The sequence below is a fragment of the Marinobacterium sediminicola genome, from assembly GCF_022343685.1.
Classification (GTDB): Bacteria; Pseudomonadota; Gammaproteobacteria; order Pseudomonadales; family Balneatricaceae; genus Marinobacterium; species Marinobacterium sediminicola.
Genome location: NZ_CP092123.1, coordinates 2,286,059 through 2,302,646, shown reverse-complemented (window position 1 = coordinate 2,302,646; position 16,588 = coordinate 2,286,059). Strand labels below are relative to the sequence as shown.

At 56.8% G+C, this 16,588-nt stretch carries 7 protein-coding genes and 3 tRNA genes; 3 read left to right on the top strand and 7 right to left on the bottom strand.

What is annotated here, in order from left to right; all coding sequences use genetic code 11:
- The first annotated feature begins 6 nt into the window (after window positions 1-6).
- Window positions 7-3,069 carry an efflux RND transporter permease subunit gene (locus LN244_RS10595; RefSeq protein ID WP_239039759.1) on the top strand — a complete coding sequence of 1,021 codons (3,063 nt, stop codon included), beginning with the start codon at window positions 7-9 and terminating at the stop codon, window positions 3,067-3,069.
- A gap of 4 nt (window positions 3,070-3,073) precedes the next feature.
- Here LN244_RS10595 and LN244_RS10590 read toward each other — a convergent pair whose 3' ends face one another.
- Window positions 3,074-4,015, bottom strand: coding sequence for a sodium-dependent bicarbonate transport family permease (locus LN244_RS10590; protein WP_239039758.1), 942 nt, complete (start codon window positions 4,013-4,015; stop codon window positions 3,074-3,076).
- 118 nt (window positions 4,016-4,133) lie between these two features.
- Between LN244_RS10590 and LN244_RS10585 the strand changes: the two genes are divergently transcribed.
- Window positions 4,134-5,096, top strand: a complete 963-nt coding sequence (locus LN244_RS10585; protein WP_239039757.1) for a LysR family transcriptional regulator — start codon at window positions 4,134-4,136, stop codon at window positions 5,094-5,096.
- A gap of 22 nt (window positions 5,097-5,118) precedes the next feature.
- On the opposite strand, the gene LN244_RS10580 is transcribed toward LN244_RS10585, so the two are convergent.
- The 6 genes from LN244_RS10580 to LN244_RS10555 form a co-directional block, all read right to left on the bottom strand.
- Window positions 5,119-5,892 (bottom strand): ABC transporter ATP-binding protein, encoded by a 774-nt coding sequence (locus tag LN244_RS10580; RefSeq protein WP_239039756.1) that lies wholly within the window; start codon window positions 5,890-5,892, stop codon window positions 5,119-5,121.
- Between the two features lie 9 nt (window positions 5,893-5,901).
- The gene (locus LN244_RS10575; protein ID WP_338037870.1) at window positions 5,902-7,155 is read right to left on the bottom strand and encodes a glycosyltransferase; all 1,254 of its coding nucleotides are present in this window, start codon (window positions 7,153-7,155) and stop codon (window positions 5,902-5,904) included.
- 78 nt (window positions 7,156-7,233) lie between these two features.
- Window positions 7,234-8,172: an AEC family transporter gene (locus LN244_RS10570; protein ID WP_239039755.1), complete on the bottom strand. Its 939-nt coding sequence runs from the start codon at window positions 8,170-8,172 to the stop codon at window positions 7,234-7,236.
- 221 nt (window positions 8,173-8,393) lie between these two features.
- Window positions 8,394-8,470: transfer RNA gene (locus LN244_RS10565), tRNA-Pro, on the bottom strand.
- Between the two features lie 11 nt (window positions 8,471-8,481).
- Window positions 8,482-8,557 (bottom strand) — tRNA-Asn (locus LN244_RS10560).
- Window positions 8,558-8,577: 20 nt separating this feature from the next.
- Window positions 8,578-8,653 (bottom strand) — tRNA-Asn (locus LN244_RS10555).
- A 361-nt stretch (window positions 8,654-9,014) separates the two neighbouring features.
- Here LN244_RS10555 and LN244_RS10550 point away from each other — a divergent pair.
- Entirely contained in the window at window positions 9,015-16,526 is a 7,512-nt protein-coding gene (locus LN244_RS10550) for a retention module-containing protein (protein WP_239039754.1), read from the top strand.
- The last annotated feature ends 62 nt before the right edge of the window (window positions 16,527-16,588 follow it).

Below are 16,588 nucleotides of genomic sequence, written 5' to 3'. Positions count from 1 at the left end.
TGGACAATGGATATTGCCCGTTATTCCATCGCCAAACGCACCAGTCTGTGGGTTGTGGTCCTGTTGGTCTTGCTGGGTGGCTATATCAGCTATGGCAAGCTGGCGAGGTTTGAAGATCCGGAATTCATTATTCGTCAGGCGGTCATCGTGGCCAGCTATCCTGGTGCCAGTGCTCAGGAAGTTGCCGATGAGGTGACCGACAGGCTGGAGGCGGCCGTGCAGGCCTTGCAGGAGCTGGAACAAGTCAAGTCTGTCTCCAAACAGGGGTACTCCGAGGTCAGTGTCGAAATCAAGATGGAGTTTGCCCGTACGCACGCAGAGCTGCAGCAAGTGTGGGATAAACTGCGGCGCAAAGTGGTGGACGTTGAGCGTACCCTGCCGCCGGGGGTTGGCCCGGTGATCGTCAATGACGACTTCGCCGATGTATATGCTCTTTTCTACGCCATTACGGGAGAAGGCTATAGCGATCGCGAGCTGCAAACCTATGCTGATTGGCTCTCACGTGAGTTGGCACTGGTGCCGGGGGTGGCGCGCACGGCGTTGCTGGCCGATCGTGACGAGCGCATCTTCATTGAAATATCCCGTGAGCGTCTTGCCGGCTTTGGTCTGGAGGCTCAGCAGATTTACCAAGTGTTGCAGAAGCAGAATATGGTCACCGTTGCCGGCGAGATGGAGGCCGATGGCATGCGAGTGCCGGTGGTCCCCGTACGTGCGGTCAGTGATTTCTCCGACCTGCAGACACTGCAGGTAGGTCTTGGGCCGGATAATACCGTTCTGCGATTGTCCGACATTGCGGATGTCGTACGTGGCTATCAGGAACCTGTTGCCCTGAAGATGACCTATGACGGTCAGCGGGCCGTCGGTTTGGGTATCTCCAATGTTCTGGGTGGGAACGTCGTGGCAATGGGTGATGCGGTCAAGCAGCACCTGGCTGAACTGGAAGGGCAGCGACCCATAGGTATGGAGTTGCACCCGATTTCGCTGCAGTCCGATGCCGTAAGGGCATCAGTGTCGGCCTTTGTAAGCAATCTTGCGGCAGCCGTAGGCATCGTTTTCGTGGTGTTGTTGGTGTTCATGGGCTTGCGCATTGGGCTGATCATCGGCTTTGTGCTGTTGCTGACGGTTGCCGGCACCCTGATCATCATGCTGTTCGATAATATCGCCATGCAGCGCATCTCGCTGGGCGCGTTGATTATTGCACTGGGGATGCTGGTTGATAATGCCATTGTCGTCAGTGATGGGGTATTGGTGCGGTTGCAACAGGGAGAGGTGCGTGAAGCGGCGATTTCTGCAGTGGTTAAAAACACCATCTGGCCGCTGCTGGGGGGAACGCTGGTCGGGATTCTGGCATTCAGTGCCATCGGTCTGTCCCCCAGTGATATGGGTGAGTATGCCGGTACGCTGTTTTGGGTGATTCTATTCTCCATGCTGCTCAGCTGGGTCTTTGCCATCACGGTGACACCGCTGTTGTGCTATCAGTTTCTGAACGTTCAACCTCAGTCGGAACCACAGCCTCCGGGCAGGATGACGCGGGGATATGCGGCGATTCTGCGCTGGGTGCTGTCCCACCGTCTGGTAGCGGTCGTCATGCTGCTCGGGACGCTTGCGGCCGCGGTTCTGAGTGCGCGGCTGGTCCCGCCCGGATTCATGCCGGATTCGGAACGGCCTCAGTTTGTGGTCGATCTTTACCTGCCTCAAGGGACGGACATCGAAACGACTGCCGAGCGCATGGCCCGGGTTGAACAGGTGGTGGCCGCCAAAGATGGTGTCACCCATGTTACAGGGTTTGTTGGCGGCGGCGGGTTGCGCTTTATGCTGACCTACGCACCAGAGCCAAGGAATTCCAGTTATGCCCAGTTACTCGTCGATGTGGATGACTATCGCCGCATTGCCCCTTTGGTGGCCGAGTTGCAACAGGAGCTTTCAGAGCAGTTACCGGATACTTCGGTGAAGGTGTGGAAGTTCATGCTGGGGCGCGGCGGTGGCAAGAAGATCGAAGTAGCCTTTAGCGGTCCTGACGCTCGGGTGCTGAGGCGGCTTGCAGAAGAGGCCAAGGCGCTGATGGAACAGCAGCCCTCTCTGATTGCGATCCAGGACGACTGGCGTGATCAGGTGCCGGTCGCTCAGCCGGTATGGTTACAGGAGCCGTTGCAGCGGCTTGGTTTGACTGAATCCGAGGTCAACGCGGCGTTGGCGCAGACCCTCAACGGTCGTCAGGTTGGCGTGTATCGTGAAGGTGATGAGCTGATACCGTTAGTGGTCAGAGCCCCCGAGAGTGAACGTGAGCGTCTGCGAGCGATTGAGAACAGCTCAGTATTCAGTCCCAGTGCCGGCGTCACCGTGGCCATGAACCAGCTGCTGTCGTCGGTAAGCCTTGTGTGGCAGGACGCCTTGATCCGTCGTATCGATCGCCAGCCGACCATCATGGTACAAGCGGATCCGGCACCGGGTGTGGTGACCAATACCGCCTTTGCCCACATCAGACCGAAAATAGAGGCAATGGCGCTTCCTCCCGGCTACAGGCTGAAGTGGTATGGCGAGTATGAATCTTCTCGTGAGGCCAATGCCGGTCTTGCTGCGTCAGCTCCTTATGGCTTTGCCGCGATGATTTTGGCTGTGGTTTTCATGTTCAATGCGCTGCGTCAGCCGCTGGTCATCTGGATGACGGCACCCCTGGCACTCATTGGGGTCGTTGTTGGACTCATTCTGTTTCAGACACCGTTCGAATTCATGGCGATTCTGGGATTTCTCAGCCTGATCGGCATGATGGTCAAGAATGCCATCGTGCTGGTTGACGAGGCTGATCAGTATATTCTTGAGGGACAAGTTCCCTACAACGCCGTGGTCAATGCCTGTCTCAGTCGTGCTCGCCCAGTCGTACTGGGTGCCCTGACGACCATATTGGGTGTCGTGCCCTTGCTGGTGGATCCTTTCTTCAAGAGCATGGCAGTGACGGTAATGTTCGGTCTTTTGTTTGCGACCGCACTGACGCTGGTCGTGCTGCCGCTGTTTTATGCGCTGGTGTTTCGCATCCCTGCGAAACCCGGCGCTGATAAAAGTCTGACCTGATTGATCACGTCAGCCAGGTGATCATCTGGTGATACAGCGGAATACCGATGATCACGTTGAACGGGAAGGTAAATCCCAGCGAGGCGAGCATGGCCAGGCCGATGTTCGCCTGGGGGATGGCCGCACGAATGGCCGCCGGTGCCGCAATGTAGGAAGCACTGGCGGTCAGGCTGGCGAGCACCAGGGTTGTGCCGATCGGCAGCTCCAGCAGTAGCCCCGCGCCGATACCGAAAAGGGCCAGCAGGCTGGGAACCGCAGTGGCGAATGCCAGCAGGCGCCAGTGCTGCCATGGAATGGGACGCAGGGTTTCAGCAGCCGTAAGACCCATCTCAAGCAGGAAAAGAGCCAAAACAGCCTTGAAAGCACCGGTGAACAGGTCGGTGACCGGAGCACCGTTCATCGGGCCATACAGGTAGCCGATCACAACACCACCGGCGAGCAGGACCACACCACGGTTGGTCAGAGTTTCATGCAGCAGGCTCAGCCGAGAGTGGGTGACACCGGTGCTGCGATCAAAGTGGCGGAACAGGGCGATACCGACCATGATGGCAGGCAGTTCAAGCAGTACCAGGTAGAGTGTCACTTCCGGCCCGGTGATGAGCTGGTTGCTTTCGGCATAGGCCAGGGCAACCGCAAATGTACCGGCACTGACCGATCCGTAGTGTGCACAGATACTGGCACTGTCGGCCAGTGAAAGATTGACCAGTTTGCGCAAGAGTGGGAACAGCAGCAGCGGAATGATGCCGCCCAGCGCCATGACCAGCAGCAGTTCGGGTACCAGACTCAGCGTCAAGTTGCCATGCAGTCCCATACCTCCCTTGAGACCGATGGTGAGCATCAGCAGCAGGCTGAGCGTGTCGTAGGCGGCCTTGGGAATATTCAGGTCCGATTTGACCAGTCCAGCCACAACCCCCAGCAAGAAAAACATCACAACGATATCCGGCATAGACTCCCCTTGGTGATCAGTTTATTGAGTGGCGAGGATTGTGCATGGATCTGGATATTGTCTCTAATTAATTGTATAGATGTTATGTATAGATAATAATCTATGTATCGAGGAACTCATGAATCTGCGCCATCTCACATTCAGGCTGCTGGAAGTATATGTCACCGTTGTCAGGACCGGGTCGGTGACGGCTGCTGCTAGACAGCTGCACCTGACGCAGCCAACGGTCTCCCAGCAGCTGAAACGATTGGCAGAAACGGTGGGTGAGCCTTTATTTGAAGCGCATTCTGCTGTTACTGAGCTGACGGATGCCGGGCGTGAGCTTTACCGTACGGCCCTCGATGTCACCGGGCGCTTTGCGGATTTTCAGGACTATCTGGCGGAGCTGCATGGTGGACAGCGCGGCCGCTTCAGTATTGCTTTGGTCAACACTGCGCAGTATGTATTGCCGAAGCTGTTGGGGCCCTATTCCCGGGCTTTTCCCGACGTGGATATGACCGTTGAGATTGGCAACCGACAGCAATTGATGGAGCGTTTTGAGCGACAGTTGGATGACATCTATGTATTCAGTCACCCACCGTCGCTTGAGCAGGCTCATGCGGCGCGTTTTCTGCGTAATCCGCTCGTCATGATTGCACCTGCCCAGCACCCGCTGGCTCAGCAGGATGTGGTCACGCTTGATGAGCTGCTTCAGGAGCGTCTGCTGTTGCGTGAGCCGGGCTCGGCAACGCGAATGCTGTTCGAGAGCTGGTTGCAGGGGCAAGGGGCGCAATGGTCACACGGCCTGCAGATGGCCAGTAATGGTGCCATTCGCGTAGGGGTTGCTTCGGGGATGGGGGTAGCGGTGGTGTCGCGCCATGTATTGCCTGCCAGCCATCCTGGCATTGCGATTCTGCCGGTGGAGGGTTTTCCGATCGAAAGCCACTGGCATTTCATCATCCGGCGGGATCGCCGCCTTCCCCATGCGGCAAGGGGATTTCTTGAATATGCAGCCGGGTCACTTGAGCAGTGTTTGCCGGCTGAATATCTCTGTAACGAGGTCTCTGAGCTGTTTAATCAAACGACGGCAGGTGTGCACTAAGCTTTTGGCCTCTGTGTGGAGATCAGTCGTGCCAGAGGCGATACCAGCCATTCCTTTGAGTGACTTTCAGAGGGGTTTCGTAGAGTGCTGAAAGGCAATCGTCGGTCAAAACGTCTCCCTTGGGGCCGTCTGCCAGTATCTGTCCCCGTTGCAGCAGTATGACTCGATCGACCTCGGGAATGATCTCATCAATGTGATGGGTTGCGATCAGCACCGACCCGCCCTGTTGGCAGAAGTGTCGCATCAGCTGCAACAGCTTCATGGATGCTCCCATATCAAGCCCACTGGCGGGCTCATCCAGAATCAGTGCATCCGGCTGGTGGATCAGAGCGCGGGCGAGCAGCAGGCGGCGCTTCTGGCCGGTAGAGAGGCGTTGATACATCTGCTGGCGATATTGGGTCAGTCCCATCTCATCCAGCAACGCTTCTGCCTTGAGCAACTGCTCATCGTTTGCCTGCAGGTGGTCATGTCGTCCGATGCTGCCGAAAAAGCCCGATACAATAACGTCCAGAGCGCTGGCGTATGGCGTGTAGTCATCCTGAAGGTCGCCGGAGACAAAGCCGATACGCCGGCGCAGATCCCATAGATTGACGGTTTCGCTGCCATAGAGGCGAACATGGCTGCCGTCCTTGACGACAGGGTACAGCTCACGGCTGATCAGTTTCAGCAGGGTACTTTTACCGGCCCCATTGGGCCCCAGTAGTGCCACCTTTTCGCCTGCACGAATCTTGAGGGTGAAGTTTTGCAGTACGGCGGTCTGCTGTTGATAAACCGTGACATCTTGAATATCGATCATGGTATGGCTTCACTTGCGATTTTTGGCTTCAATCCACTGCGCCATGTATTGGGTGCTCTTCATGCTGTGGTGTCTGAGCATGGCTCCCGTGAAATTGGCCAGACGGTGGCTGTCGAGCCTGGACTTAAGCTCTTCCAGGGACTCGATCAATTTATCGGCGTGATGCTCAAAGTCAAAGCGTCGGTTATGCAACTCGAAACCGGACGTCTGAGCAGTAAGCCAGAGCTCAGAGTCGGAATAGAGTTGCACGGCCCTCTCGGCAAAGGCATCAGGGGCATCAGTTACAGGTTGGGGCCAGGGGTATTCGCCACCCATGCCTTCAGCACCGACGCTGGTGGTGACTGACGGAGTTCCACAGGCAAGTGCATCGACAAGTTTGCCTTTCAGGCCAGCGCCAAAGCGGAGAGGTGCCAAGTTGATGCGGGCCTGTTGCATCACCTGATCCACATCTTCTGCCCAGCCCTTGATCATGAATCCCTGTTTGGGGTTATGCAATTGCGTGGCTTTGGGCGGTGGATAGGCGCCATAAATATGCAGTTCGGCTTCGGGCAAGCGTTGTCGGATCAAGGGCCAGATGGTCTGCTTCAACCAGAGTACGGCATCCCAGTTGGGCGCGTGGCGAAAATTGCCAATGACGATGAAATGCTGGCGTTCGTGGTAAGAAGGAAGTTGTTGCTGCTGTTCTGGTGGCACCTTAGCTTGCATGAATGGACAATCCAGTAACAGGGACCGGTCAACCTTGAACTGTTCAGTCAGGAGCTCGATTTCTGCTCCGGATATCATCAAGGTCATATCGCTGCGCAAAATGGCGGCTACCTCCCGTTTGGCGTGTTCTGAAAACAACAGTTCAGGGGCAACGCTCAGGTTGACTCTGTCATCCTGTTTGCAGGCCTGGTGGCGGGCGTGTCGCAGGCAGGACAGGTCTTCAGTGTCCAGTAGCCGGATGGCCTGAGGGCAGTGTTTCTCAACTCGCCAGCCAAACTGTTCCTCCATCATGAAGCGGTCGAACATGACGACGTCCGGTTGTAGCTCGCAGATAAAGTTATCGAAGCTGGAACAGTTCAAGGCAATGTTAATTTCCGTGATGCCCAGAGCGGGCAGGTCGGCGCGATGGATGCTCTTCTCGGCGGGACTGGCAAAAGTGACTTGCCAACCCTTGCGGCGAAAGGTTTTCAGCAAGGCCAGCATGCGATAGCCGGCCGCACTTGAGGCCGGCTCGGGCCAGACATAACCAATCACCAGAACCTGCGTAATATGCTGCACGATGTCTCGTTGCCTCTTGTGAACCGTTCAACGGGGCAAGGATCTTAACACCTGCAGCAAGGGGAGGGTACGTAAGTACTACCCCAGGATGGCGAGCAGGGATGTCAGGGTAACAAACGACAGCGCGGTCGTGGCCAGAAGCATGCCGGCACATGGGCGGCCGTAGCCAAAACTGCCGGCAATAACCGGGAACATGCTGAACATCGGCATGGCCGCGGCCAGTACCACCGCTTTTTGAAGTTGAGGGTCAAAGTCTCGCCACAGCATTACCAGTATAAACATGAAGAAAGGGTGCATAAGCAGCTTGCCTACAGCGACCAGGCCCGTACTGCCGAGGCTGTCACTGATGCGAATGCCCACAAGGGAACCTCCGATGATGAAAAGCGCCGTTCCGGCAGAGGTCATGGCCAGCATTTCCAGGCTGCGATCCAGGGTGTCGGGTAAGGGAATCTGCAATCCCGAAAAGATCAGGCCCGCAAGGATAGCGATGATCAGCGGGTTGCGGATGACCCTTGCGAGGATGCGGCGCCAGATTTTTAACAGGGAGCCATCCTCACTGCTGTCCTGCTTACCGTATTCAAGCAACACCAAAGCGATAGGTAAAATCAGGGCGGTTTCCACTATGATCGCCATGGTAAATGGCTGCGTGGGCGGCTCTCCAAACACCTGCATAAGCACCGGGTAGCCGATGAATGCGCTGTTGGAAACGGACATTCCCATGCCGTAAAGGCTTGCTGCAACAGAACGGGTACCGAACAAAAGTCGGTGCAGGATTATCCCCGTCAAGAGCGTTGCAAGTGACCCGATAGCATAAATTGCCAGGAAGTCGATCTGTATGACCTCACTCACCTGCATACTGGAAAGCGTGCCAAATATGAGGGCGGGAAGAGAAAAATAGAGAACGAAACGGCCAAGCAGTGGCATTGCATCCTGAGAGATCAATCCGCTTCGGACAGACAGGTAACCGACAGAAATGATGATGAAAATGGGCGCGGTGATCGAAAGTACTTCAAGCATGGTGCTGAATTCCCTGTGGACATGCATTCCGAAAGTCAGTCTGGGCTCAGAGTGTGACAAACCGCGTGGATTGTTTCACATGTTCAGGTAGAAATGCGCTGTAAGGCCCAATAAGTGTTAGCGCATGGATGCGCATGTACACAAAAGAACGTGTTCGGCGATCAGGACAAAGCGAGATATAAGAAGAAATGGATGTAGAGAAGATACTTCAGGGAGTTAAGTGGTCGGAGCAGAGGGATTCGAACCCCCGACCCTCTGGTCCCAAACCAGATGCGCTACCAGACTGCGCTATGCTCCGACACTTTAGAGTGGCTCCCCGAGCTGGACTCGAACCAGCGACCAATAGATTAACAGTCTACTGCTCTACCAACTGAGCTATCAGGGAAAACCGATTACGGTAAGGTTTGGCTCCTCGAGCTGGACTCGAACCAGCGACCAATAGATTAACAGTCTACTGCTCTACCAACTGAGCTATCGAGGAACACCTCAACCGTGGTGGCGTATATTAGTGATGCATCCTCTGCCCGTCAAGCATATTTTTGAAAAAATTTTCCTGTTGCATCAATCATGTAGTGATCAATTAATGCTCAGCCCATGAGGCATATTGTGTGGTTGAAGATTCATGATGGTGAATACTGTAAGGCAGGAACAAAACAGAGGCGCATTCTGTATCAACATTGAAACAGCGCTTTCAGGTGGAGTCCTTCAGTTCGGCTGTGCTGAAGGTTTAAAACTGATCTGAATCAATACATTCAGGAGCAGGTGTACCAGAGTACAGTTGTTGAAACACCTTCCAGAGTCTTTAGTTAACAGTAACAAAAACCAAAAACAGGATTGCGGCGATGAGCATGGTAATCGGTTCAGTTTCATTCGTAGAAGGACAAGTGGTTGCAGTAGCGCCGGACGGTACCGAGCGTGTGCTGGCGCTTGGTGACCAGGTAATGGCAGATGAAGTTATCCGCACAGGGCCTGATGCAAGCATCGAAATTACCATGATGAATGGCGAACCGGTTGCTCTGGCGTCAGGCCAAAGCTGGCTGGCAGCTGAAGCCGGAATGGCAACGGCTGGATTGGAAGGTGGTATTGGTGTGGTATCTGTCACTGCCGGACAGGTGGTTGCCGTGGCAGCAGATGGCAGTGAGCGTGTGCTCATGGCGGGTGATGTGATTTTTGCCGATGAAGTGATTCGCACTTCGCCTGATGGTCGAGCCGAAATTACCATGGAAAGCGGCAACGCGTTTACCCTCTCCGGTGGTCAAAGCTGGTTGGCCAGCGCTGATACCTACACTCCAGCAGATCAGTTTGATACCAGTGAGGCAACGGCCGACATCGCAGCGCTGCAGCAGGCAATTCTTGCCGGGCAGGACCCGACCGAGCTTCTTGAGCCTACTGCTGCTGGTGCACCTGCAGCTGGAGCACCTGCGACGGGTAACGAAGGGGCTGATTTTGTTCAGCTGGACCGGACTGCAAGTGAGACTACACCTGAAGCAGGCTATGACACCATTGGGCTGGACTACACAGTTGTGACGCCTGAAGGTGAGGAACCCTTTATTGAAGTACTGCCGGTCGTCAGCGTCTCTGTTGAAGTGGAAACACCGACTGATCCCGGTGACCCCACGGATCCGACCGATCCTACTGATCCGACCGATCCAGAACTTCCGGACACCCCGACCCCCGAGCATCCGGTTCTGGTGAGCGGTAACAGTGTCAGCATTCTGGAAGGTTCTGACGTCGAGAATGTCAAGGAAGTGACTTTCAATCTCGTACTGGACAAGGTATTTGATCAGGATGTTACTGTCACTTACAAGCTCAATGGCGGTAGCGCCATCTACGGTGAAGACTGGCTGGATGGCCCAAGTCCGGACCACACCTACACCGTCACGATTCCGGCCGGTGAGTCAACTATCCCTGTAACGGTATACATCATCCAGGACAAAATGGATGAAGCTGATACCGAGTCGTTGGGCATCCAGTTGCTGAGTGCCGAAAATGCGACAATCAACCCTGATTCCGATTCCGGCACCATCACTATTTACGATGATGACACCACGCCGATGGCAGAGGATGACATTGCAGTTATTGGGCCTCAGGATAATGCCGTCGAAGGTAATGTACTGGCAAATGATACCGACGAAGATGGTGACTCCCCCTTCGTTGTAATTCCAGACGGTCAGCAGAGCATTCAGTTGAGTCATCAATATGGCGATCTGACCATTAATAGTGATGGTAACTATTCGTTTGTGCTGAATCAGGCGGGTGTAGAGGCGCTGCAAGCACTCGGTGATGAGTCTTTAAGCATCACCTTTGATAACGCATATCAAGTTACTGATGGCTTCAACAATGGTAATTATGCAAACCTTATAGTTACTATCAACGGCACCAACGACGGTCCGGTGGCAACCGCGAACACGGCCGCCGTGACCGAAGACGGCCCGGTCAGTGACAGTGGCAACCTGATCACCGATGATGACGGCAATGGCGTGGATACAGATCTGGATGGCGACGTCCTGAGCGTGACCGCCGTGGACGGTGACACCAGTGGCAGCATCGCGGGTACCTACGGCACCCTGACCTGGAACAGCACCGGCGGCTACACCTACACGCTGTACACCGAACAGGAAAACGCCGAGGCCTATGCAGCGGTGCAGGCGCTGGACAGCGACGACACGCCGCTGACCGAGACCTTTACCTACACGCTGAGTGACGGTGACGCCACCGACACGGCGGATCTGGTGGTGACCATCAACGGCACCAACGACGGTCCGGTGGCGACCGCGAACACGGCCGCCGTGACCGAAGACGGCCCGGTCAGTGACAGTGGCAACCTGATCACCGATGATGACGGCAATGGCGTGGATACGGATCTGGACGGCGACGTCCTGAGCGTGACCGCCGTGGACGGTGACACCAGTGGCAGCATCGCGGGTACCTACGGCACCTTGACCTGGAACAGCACCGGCGGCTACACCTACACGCTGTACACCGAACAGGAAAACGCCGAGGCCTATGCGGCGGTCCAGGCATTGGACAGCGACGACACGCCGCTGACCGAGACCTTCACCTATACGCTGAGCGACGGTGACGCCACCGACACGGCGGATCTGGTGGTGACCATCAACGGCACCAACGACGGCCCGGTGGCGACCGCGAACACGGCCGCCGTGACCGAAGACGGCCCGGTCAGTGACAGTGGCAACCTGATCACCGATGATGACGGCAATGGCGTGGATACGGATCTGGACGGCGACGTCCTGAGCGTGACCGCCGTGGACGGTGACACCAGTGGCAGCATCGCGGGTACCTACGGCACCCTGACCTGGAACAGCACCGGCGGCTACACCTACACGCTGTACACCGAACAGGAAAACGCCGAGGCCTATGCAGCGGTGCAGGCGCTGGACAGCGACGACACGCCGCTGACCGAGACCTTCACCTATACGCTGAGCGACGGTGACGCCACCGACACGGCGGATCTGGTGGTGACCATCAACGGCACCAACGACGGCCCGGTGGCGACCGCGAACACGGCCGCCGTGACCGAAGACGGCCCGGTCAGTGACAGTGGCAACCTGATCACCGATGATGACGGCAATGGCGTGGATACGGATCTGGACGGCGACGTCCTGAGCGTGACCGCCGTGGACGGTGACACCAGTGGCAGCATCGCGGGTACCTACGGCACCCTGACCTGGAACAGCACCGGCGGCTACACCTACACGCTGTACACCGAACAGGAAAACGCCGAGGCCTATGCAGCGGTGCAGGCGCTGGACAGCGACGACACGCCGCTGACCGAGACCTTCACCTATACGCTGAGCGACGGTGACGCCACCGACACGGCGGATCTGGTGGTGACCATCAACGGCACCAACGACGGCCCGGTGGCGACCGCGAACACGGCCGCCGTGACCGAAGACGGCCCGGTCAGTGACAGTGGCAACCTGATCACCGATGATGACGGCAATGGCGTGGATACGGATCTGGACGGCGACGTCCTGAGCGTGACCGCCGTGGACGGTGACACCAGTGGCAGCATCGCGGGTACCTACGGCACCCTGACCTGGAACAGCACCGGCGGCTACACCTACACGCTGTACACCGAACAGGAAAACGCCGAGGCCTATGCAGCGGTCCAGGCATTGGACAGCGACGACACGCCGCTGACCGAGACCTTCACCTATACGCTGAGCGACGGTGACGCCACCGACACGGCGGATCTGGTGGTGACCATCAACGGCACCAACGACGGCCCGGTGGCGACCGCGAACACGGCCGCCGTGACCGAAGACGGCCCGGTCAGTGACAGTGGCAACCTGATCACCGATGATGACGGCAATGGCGTGGATACGGATCTGGACGGCGACGTCCTGAGCGTGACCGCCGTGGACGGTGACACCAGTGGCAGCATCGCGGGTACCTACGGCACCCTGACCTGGAACAGCACCGGCGGCTACACCTACACGCTGTACTCCGAACAGGAAAACGCCGAGGCCTATGCGGCGGTCCAGGCATTGGACAGCGACGACACGCCGCTGACCGAGACCTTCACCTATACGCTGAGCGACGGTGACGCCACCGACACGGCGGATCTGGTGGTGACCATCAACGGCACCAACGACGGCCCGGTGGCGACCGCGAACACGGCCGCCGTGACCGAAGACGGCCCGGTCAGTGACAGTGGCAACCTGATCACCGATGATGACGGCAATGGCGTGGATACGGATCTGGACGGCGACGTCCTGAGCGTGACCGCCGTGGACGGTGACACCAGTGGCAGCATCGCGGGTACCTACGGCACCCTGACCTGGAACAGCACCGGCGGCTACACCTACACGCTGTACACCGAACAGGAAAACGCCGAGGCCTATGCAGCGGTGCAGGCGCTGGACAGCGACGACACGCCGCTGACCGAGACCTTTACCTACACGCTGAGCGACGGTGACGCCACCGACACGGCGGATCTGGTGGTGACCATCAACGGCACCAACGACGGCCCGGTGGCGACCGCGAACACGGCCGCCGTGACCGAAGACGGCCCGGTCAGTGACAGTGGCAACCTGATCACCGATGATGACGGCAATGGCGTGGATACGGATCTGGATGGCGACGTCCTGAGCGTGACCGCCGTGGACGGTGACACCAGTGGCAGCATCGCGGGTACCTACGGCACCCTGACCTGGAACAGCACCGGCGGCTACACCTACACGCTGTACACCGAACAGGAAAACGCCGAGGCCTATGCGGCGGTCCAGGCATTGGACAGCGACGACACGCCGCTGACCGAGACCTTCACCTATACGCTGAGCGACGGTGACGCCACCGACACGGCGGATCTGGTGGTGACCATCAACGGCACCAACGACGGCCCGGTGGCGACCGCGAACACGGCCGCCGTGACCGAAGACGGCCCGGTCAGTGACAGTGGCAACCTGATCACCGATGATGACGGCAATGGCGTGGATACGGATCTGGACGGCGACGTCCTGAGCGTGACCGCCGTGGACGGTGACACCAGTGGCAGCATCGCGGGTACCTACGGCACCCTGACCTGGAACAGCACCGGCGGCTACACCTACACGCTGTACACCGAACAGGAAAACGCCGAGGCCTATGCAGCGGTCCAGGCATTGGACAGCGACGACACGCCGCTGACCGAGACCTTCACCTATACGCTGAGCGACGGTGACGCCACCGACACGGCGGATCTGGTGGTGACCATCAACGGCACCAACGACGGCCCGGTGGCGACCGCGAACACGGCCGCCGTGACCGAAGACGGCCCGGTCAGTGACAGTGGCAACCTGATCACCGATGATGACGGCAATGGCGTGGATACGGATCTGGACGGCGACGTCCTGAGCGTGACCGCCGTGGACGGTGACACCAGTGGCAGCATCGCGGGTACCTACGGCACCCTGACCTGGAACAGCACCGGCGGCTACACCTACACGCTGTACACCGAACAGGAAAACGCCGAGGCCTATGCAGCGGTCCAGGCATTGGACAGCGACGACACGCCGCTGACCGAGACCTTCACCTATACGCTGAGCGACGGTGACGCCACCGACACGGCGGATCTGGTGGTGACCATCAACGGCACCAACGACGGCCCGGTGGCGACCGCGAACACGGCCGCCGTGACCGAAGACGGCCCGGTCAGTGACAGTGGCAACCTGATCACCGATGATGACGGCAATGGCGTGGATACGGATCTGGACGGCGACGTCCTGAGCGTGACCGCCGTGGACGGTGACACCAGTGGCAGCATCGCGGGTACCTACGGCACCCTGACCTGGAACAGCACCGGCGGCTACACCTACACGCTGTACACCGAACAGGAAAACGCCGAGGCCTATGCAGCGGTGCAGGCGCTGGACAGCGACGACACGCCGCTGACTGAGACCTTCACCTATACGCTGAGTGACGGTGACGCCACCGACACGGCGGATCTGGTGGTGACCATCAATGGCACTAATGATACCCCAACATTAACCATTCAGGTCGGTGACAGTGAGGTACAGGAATCTGGTCTACTGTCTGGCTCGAGTCCAAGTGAAGCTGACCGTACCGATAGCGGTACTATCACCCTCAATGATACAGATGGGCTTGATGACCTTGACAGCGTGCGCTTCACAGTTAGCAGCGTTGAAACTGTATTCACTATGGATCAGTTGGAAGGCATCGATGCCAGCGATGCTGGTACTTATCTGACCTTTGATGGAGTGCATGGCACTATTACCCTGACGGGCTACAGCAACGGCGTGATCAGCTACACCTACGAGCTGACAGAAGCGACCACAGATGTGGTAAATGTGGCTGAAACCGACGGTTTCCTGGTTGCGGTATCAGATGACGGCAGCACCTTCTCCACTGATGAGTCGGTTGTGATTAACATCGTTGATGACTTGCCGGAATTAACTGTCGAGTCAATATCCGTTAATAGAACCTCTGGTGTCACTAGTGGTGACATTACCTATTCAAGTGGTGCCGATACCATTGAGTTTGTTGATGATGCTGTCACCGGTCTGGTGTGGACGAATATGCCGGCTGAGTATTCATTTGGCTTGAAGACTGGCACAACTGATACCTATGAAGCGACGTATTTGGACGGCGGCCAGACCAAGACCTTCTTTGAGGTCACCGTTAATGCTGATAGCACATACAGCTTTAACCTGGTGAATCCGCTGCCTTCGTTTACAACGGATTCTGGAGACCTCTTCAGTGCAATAGGAACACCTGTCGACACAGACAATGACGGTGATGCTGATACGGCTACGATTGATAGCGCGGTATTTAATGGGGTCTTTTCCGTTGTCATCACCGGTAAAGGTAGCGGGCTGGATTATGGTGACGCCAAACTGCATAAATCTTCCACCGACATGGGTGTCAACGGGAATACCTTGCAGTCCAACAAAGGCGATAGCATCAAATTTGATATCCAGCAGCAGCCGGGTTATCAGAATGCAACCTTGAAGTCGTTCACGGTTGTGTGCGCTACTCAGGGAAGCCTGGCGGTAGGTGATCAGGTCGTTTTGACTATTACTTATCTGACTGGGCAATCAGAGCAGGTGCTACATACGGTCACTGATGCCGATCTCAATACAGCGGGTGATTATGAAATTACCTTGGCTATCGATGGGGTAGTCGGTACTAGCACCGGATTGATCGTAGACTATGTGGAAATCGCCCCTGCAGTGCCAAATAGTGGTAACACAACCATGAAGATTGTCGGTGTTTCGATGGAATACACAGAGTCCATTGATCCATCCGACATGGCGCTTGAGTTCGATATGACAGCCAAAGATGCCGACAATGATGTGGATGTGGGTTCGTTTACTGTGGACCTGCTGTCGGGTACGGCCGGAAATGACACCATTGTTTCAGGTAACAGCGATGACACGCTGAGCGGGAATGATGGTAACGATACTCTTATTGCGGGGGGCGGTAATGACATCCTCATCGGTGGCGAAGGGGATGATATTTTGATTGGCGGCCTGGGAAGTGACAGCCTGTCCGGTGGTCTGGGGGCTGATAGCTTTGTATGGGCTGCCGGGGATGCTGATGGTGGTACGGATACTATTACGGACTTCAGCATTACGGAATCGGATGTGCTGGATCTTTCAGATCTGCTGGACCCAGACGGTATTTATGAAATCAACAGCAATAATCTTAGTGCTTATCTGAGCGCCAACTTCGACAGCAATACTGGGGAAACCACTATCCAGGTCTTCTCTGGAGGCAATGCTGGAGCGGCGGATGCTACTCCAGACCAGGTCATCATCGTTAATGGCGATTTGGAAAGTAATCTGACCACTCTTGTCAATAACGGCACCATCGTGGTCGACAACAGCTAAGGTAGATCCTTGCAAGCCAATCAAAGCCCGCCCTATGGCGGGCTTTTTGCTTCTGCTCAACT

Excerpts from the sequence above, each read along its gene's own strand:
- LN244_RS10595 (WP_239039759.1), top strand. The coding sequence starts at position 7 with ATGGATATTGCCCGTTATTCCATCGCCAAACGCACCAGTCTGTGGGTT.
- LN244_RS10590 (WP_239039758.1), bottom strand. The coding sequence starts at position 4,015 with ATGCCGGATATCGTTGTGATGTTTTTCTTGCTGGGGGTTGTGGCTGGA.
- LN244_RS10585 (WP_239039757.1), top strand. The coding sequence starts at position 4,134 with ATGAATCTGCGCCATCTCACATTCAGGCTGCTGGAAGTATATGTCACC.
- LN244_RS10580 (WP_239039756.1), bottom strand. The coding sequence starts at position 5,892 with ATGATCGATATTCAAGATGTCACGGTTTATCAACAGCAGACCGCCGTA.
- LN244_RS10570 (WP_239039755.1), bottom strand. The coding sequence starts at position 8,172 with ATGCTTGAAGTACTTTCGATCACCGCGCCCATTTTCATCATCATTTCT.
- LN244_RS10550 (WP_239039754.1), top strand. The coding sequence starts at position 9,015 with ATGAGCATGGTAATCGGTTCAGTTTCATTCGTAGAAGGACAAGTGGTT.